Origin of the sequence: Microbacterium sp. Leaf351 (genome assembly GCF_001423825.1) — a bacterium.
Classification (GTDB): Bacteria; Actinomycetota; Actinomycetes; order Actinomycetales; family Microbacteriaceae; genus Microbacterium; species Microbacterium ginsengisoli.
Genome location: NZ_LMPK01000034.1, coordinates 24,851 through 29,230, shown reverse-complemented (window position 1 = coordinate 29,230; position 4,380 = coordinate 24,851). Strand labels below are relative to the sequence as shown.

The window sequence follows — 4,380 nt, the reverse complement described above, 5'->3', positions numbered from 1 at the left end:
CGGGTGATCCTGATGACCGCGCGCGGGTTGCCGTTCGTACCGGTCGGTGTGGCGTACGTCGATGCGCGACTCGTCGGCAACGCGCAGCCGGCCGGGGTGAGGCAGACGACCTCGCTCACGCTGCCCCCATCCGACGCCGCGATGGCGACGGATACGTCGACGCTGTGGGCGCTGGTGTTCGCACTGCAGTTCCTGGTCGCGGCCGAGATCGCCGCCGTGTGGTCCTTCCGAAAGGTCGGTGCGCGCAAGACCTGGATCGTTCTCGTGCCGGTTCTCATCCTCGCCAACCTTTTCGTCGCGGATCAACTCGTCCGCCTTTTGCCGAACCTTCTGTGACCCGGAGCATCCGTAATGAGCGACAGCCCTGAGAACCCGCCCGCCGTGCCCGAATCCGGTGTACCCGTGTCGGAGGATGTGACCCGAGTCATCCAGGTCGACGAGACGATGACGGAAGTCGTGAGCGCGGCGGAGATCGACGGTCTCGAAGCGGCAGCGGCGGAGCCGTCCCTCGTGCCACCGAGCGACGTCGCGCGCCGTCGGGATCAGCGCCGCACGGCGTTTCGTGGTCGTGGTGCAGGCGCACCGCTCCCGGGAGACGAGGCCCCCGCTCGCCCGTTCGGCGGTGCTGCGGCGAAGGTGCGCGCGTCGGCGGTCTCATTCCTCGGTGGAGCCTCGGCCACCCGTGAGCGCCTGGAAGCGGCCGAGGCACAGGCCGCAAGCTCTGTGCCCCCCTCACGCCTCGAGGCCCGCTCCATCTCCGCCTGGTTCGGGGACCACCTCGTGCTGCAGGATGTCTCGCTGCAGATGCCCGCCGGTCAGATCACCGCACTGATCGGTCCTTCCGGCTGCGGGAAGTCGACGTTCCTGCGCATCCTGAACCGCATGCACGAGCTCGTGCCGTCCGCGGCCCTCGCGGGCGAGGTGCTCCTCGACGCCGACGACATCTATGACGCGAGTCATCGCCTCGTCGATGCGCGCAAGAAGATCGGCATGGTCTTCCAGAAGCCGAATCCGTTCCCGGCGATGTCGATCTACGACAACGTGGTCGCGGGGCTGAAGCTCGCGGGAGTGTCGGCGAGCCGCTCCGAGAAGGACTTCCTCGTCGAGTCCTGCCTCACGAAGGCGGGACTGTGGAACGAGCTGAAGGATCGCCTGCGCTCGCCGGGCGGCGGGCTCTCGGGCGGTCAGCAGCAGCGCCTGTGCATCGCCCGCTCGCTCGCGGTGAAGCCGCGCATTCTCCTGATGGACGAGCCGTGCTCGGCGCTCGACCCGACGTCCACGCGCGTCATCGAGCAGACGATGCTCGAGCTGGCCCAGGAGGTCACCATCGTCATCGTCACGCACAACATGCAGCAGGCGCAGCGCGTCTCGCAGCAGTGCGCGTTCTTCCTCGCGTCGCAGGGGCAGCCGGGCCACATCGTCGAACACGGTGACACCGACGCGATGTTCGGCGACCCGATCGATCCGCGCACGCACGACTATGTGAACGGACGCTTCGGGTAAGTCTCAGAACAGCGCGAGCCGCACGGCGGCCGAGACGAGCGCCGCCCAGACGAGGCTCGAGAGCGTGCCGACGATGAAGCGCTCGCGGGCCTCCGACCCGGTGAGCTCCGAGAACCGCCCGACGCCTTTGACGGCGACGACGGCCGCGATCGCCTCCGGGTAGCCCGCGATGATCGCGGCCGCGGTCGCGATGCGCTCCAGGTAGCCGATGGTGGCGCCGCCGCGCAGCAGCACGACATCATCGGATGCCGCCGGCCCGGCGTCGTCCGTGACGACGATGCCGCCGTCGGGGGTCTCGCGCACGCGACCCGATGCGGCGATCGCCAGAACGCGCCGCGTGATCGGGTCTCCGCCGACGACGGCGGCGGCGATCCCGACGAGGGCGAGCGGAACGCCGATCGGCGCGGGCGCCTCGACGTGCGCCACGACGGCGACGACGAGGGCGGCGATGACCGCGGCGCCTGCCGTCATGAGGAGCGCCGTCGACAGGCGGCGCATGGCGGCCGCGGTGAGCACGAGCGCGGCTCCCAGCAGCACGGTCACGACGACGCCCGCCAGCACGGCGGCGATCCAGCCTCCGGTGATCTCGACCATGGCCTCAGTGTGGCACGGAGCCCCGACGGGGCATCCGCGATCGAGGCACGTCTCCTGCGACACCGCGCCATCGAGCCGAGGGCGGCCCGCGGCATCCGATAGCCTGAAACGCGTGTCAACGCCCGAACTGAGCGCACTCGCGCCCGCCAACGATCCGGCGTTCCCGAACGTCTGGGACGAGATCGTGTGGCGGGGCCTCGTGCATGTGTCCACGGATCAGGATGCGCTGCGCGCGCTTCTCGGCGGAGACCCCATCACGTATTACTGCGGCTTCGACCCGACCGCACCGAGCCTTCACCTGGGCAACCTCGTGCAGCTGCTGCTGCTGCGCCGGCTTCAGCTCGCGGGGCACAAGCCGCTCGGCCTGGTCGGCGGGTCCACCGGTCTCATCGGTGACCCGCGCCCGACGGCCGAGCGCACGCTCAACACGAAGGAGACCGTGGGGGAGTGGGTCGCGAAGCTGCGCGCCCAGGTCGAGCAGTTCCTGAGCTTCGAGGGCGCCAATGCGGCGCGGCTCGTGAACAACCTCGACTGGACGGCACCGCTGTCGGCGATCGACTTCCTGCGTGACATCGGCAAGCACTACCGCGTGGGCACGATGCTCAAGAAGGATGCCGTCAGCGCCCGCCTCAACTCCGAGGCCGGCATCAGCTACACCGAGTTCAGCTACCAGATCCTGCAGGGCCTCGACTACCTCGAGCTCTTCCGCAGCTACGACTGCGTGCTGCAGACCGGCGGCAGCGATCAGTGGGGCAACCTCACGAGCGGCACCGACCTCATCCACCGGGTGGAGGGCGTGTCGGCGCACGCGATCGGCACACCGCTGATCACGAACAGCGACGGCACGAAGTTCGGCAAGAGCGAGGGCAACGCGATCTGGCTGGATGCCGCGATGTGCAGCCCGTACCGCATGTACCAGTTCTGGCTCAACACGCTCGACGCCGATGTGATCGACAGGTTGAAGATCTTCACGTTCCTGACCAAGGCGGAGATCGACGACTACGCGAGGCAGGTCGCCGACGAGCCGTTCCGGCGGGCGGCGCAGCGTCGCCTCGCGGCCGAGGTCACGACGACGGTGCACGGCCTGGAGGCAGCTCGCGCGGTGATCGCGGCCTCCGACGCTCTGTTCGGGTCCGGTGATCTCCGCGCACTCGATGCCGCGGTGCTGCGCACCGCGATCGACGAGCTCCCGAGCGCGCAGGTCGTGGCGGGATCGAGTGTCGCGCAGGCGCTCGTCGACACGGGCCTCACGGCGTCACTGTCCGAGTCGCGTCGTGCGATCGCGCAGGGCGGCGTGAGCATCGACGGCGAGAAGGTCGACGACGATTCGGCGGTCGTGCCACTCGGCCTTCCCGGCGGGGTGTCGGTGCTGCGGCGCGGCAAGAAGACGCTCGCCGGACTCCTCCCCGGCTGACCACACGGGGGAGCGATGCCGTTCACACCGAGCCATGCTGTCGTCGCCCTCCCGTTCGCGCGCACAGTGCTGCCGGCATCCGCTGTCGCGGTCGGGGCGATGACCCCCGACCTCCCGCTGTTCACCCGTCAGCTTCCGATTCCCTACGTGGTCACGCACGACCCGCGAGCGATCCTGGTGACGACGGCGATGGCCGCCGTGCTGTGGCTCGTGTGGCGCGTGGTGCTCCGTCCCGCGGTGCGTCCGCTCGCGCCGACCTGGCTCGCACGCCGCCTTCCCGAAGCCTGGGATGCCTCGCCCCGCCGTCAGTTCGAGACTCTCGCCGCCCGCACGGTGCGTGCACGCGTCACCGTCATCGCGTGGTGGGTGCTGGCGCTCGCCATGGGGGTGGCGACACATCTGGTGTGGGATGCGTTCAGTCACGAAGGACGATGGGGGAGCGCGATCATCCCGGCGCTCGCGCAGATGTGGGGACCCCTCGATGGATACCGCTGGGTGCAGTACACATCGAGCGCGTTCGGGCTTCTGGTTCTCGCCGTCTGGGCGACCATGACCCTCGCGCGGTCGCCCCGGATGCCGGCCCCGCGGGCGAACCGATACCTGCGGCTCGCGTGGTGGGCGAGTCTCCCGGCGATCCTCGTGCTCGCGTGGGTGTGCGGTCTCGTGATCGGTGGCGGCTTCACGCACGAGTACACGCCGCAGCATCTCGCCTACCGGGTGCTCCCACCCGCAGCGGCGCTGTGGGGTGTCGTCACCGTGGCGCTGTGCGTGCGTGTCCAGTGGCGCACGCCCAGATCCGCTGCCGACACCTGGCTCGCATGACCCGCGGAATTCCGCGGGAGGATGCCGCGACACGCCCGGGATGCGGC

Annotated in this window: 4 protein-coding genes and 1 pseudogene; 4 read left to right on the top strand and 1 reads right to left on the bottom strand. The window is 69.7% G+C overall.

Translation table 11 applies throughout. The annotated features are described in order from the left end of the window. Both ASG00_RS18020 and ASG00_RS10260 read left to right on the top strand, forming a co-directional pair. Positions 1 to 336: pseudogene (locus ASG00_RS18020) on the top strand (sortase); the annotation flags it as partial. A 387-nt stretch (positions 337 to 723) separates the two neighbouring features. Then, positions 724 to 1,503 carry a phosphate ABC transporter ATP-binding protein gene (locus ASG00_RS10260; RefSeq protein WP_200930918.1) on the top strand — a complete coding sequence of 260 codons (780 nt, stop codon included), beginning with the start codon at positions 724 to 726 and terminating at the stop codon, positions 1,501 to 1,503. 3 nt (positions 1,504 to 1,506) lie between these two features. Here ASG00_RS10260 and ASG00_RS10255 read toward each other — a convergent pair whose 3' ends face one another. Next, the gene (locus tag ASG00_RS10255; RefSeq protein ID WP_056209302.1) at positions 1,507 to 2,097 is read right to left on the bottom strand and encodes a hypothetical protein; all 591 of its coding nucleotides are present in this window, start codon (positions 2,095 to 2,097) and stop codon (positions 1,507 to 1,509) included. 112 nt (positions 2,098 to 2,209) lie between these two features. On the opposite strand from ASG00_RS10255, the gene tyrS reads away from it, so the two are divergent. Continuing rightward, positions 2,210 to 3,511: a tyrosine--tRNA ligase gene (tyrS, locus tag ASG00_RS10250; protein WP_048809044.1), complete on the top strand. Its 1,302-nt coding sequence runs from the start codon at positions 2,210 to 2,212 to the stop codon at positions 3,509 to 3,511. Between the two features lie 15 nt (positions 3,512 to 3,526). Then, positions 3,527 to 4,333 carry a DUF4184 family protein gene (locus ASG00_RS10245; protein WP_056209300.1) on the top strand — a complete coding sequence of 269 codons (807 nt, stop codon included), beginning with the start codon at positions 3,527 to 3,529 and terminating at the stop codon, positions 4,331 to 4,333. Positions 4,334 to 4,380: the final 47 nt, after the last annotated feature.

Bases quoted from the DNA above. Each gene is read 5' to 3' on its own strand.
- ASG00_RS10255 (WP_056209302.1), bottom strand. From the start codon at position 2,097: ATGGTCGAGATCACCGGAGGCTGGATCGCCGCCGTGCTGGCGGGCGTC.
- ASG00_RS10245 (WP_056209300.1), top strand. From the start codon at position 3,527: ATGCCGTTCACACCGAGCCATGCTGTCGTCGCCCTCCCGTTCGCGCGC.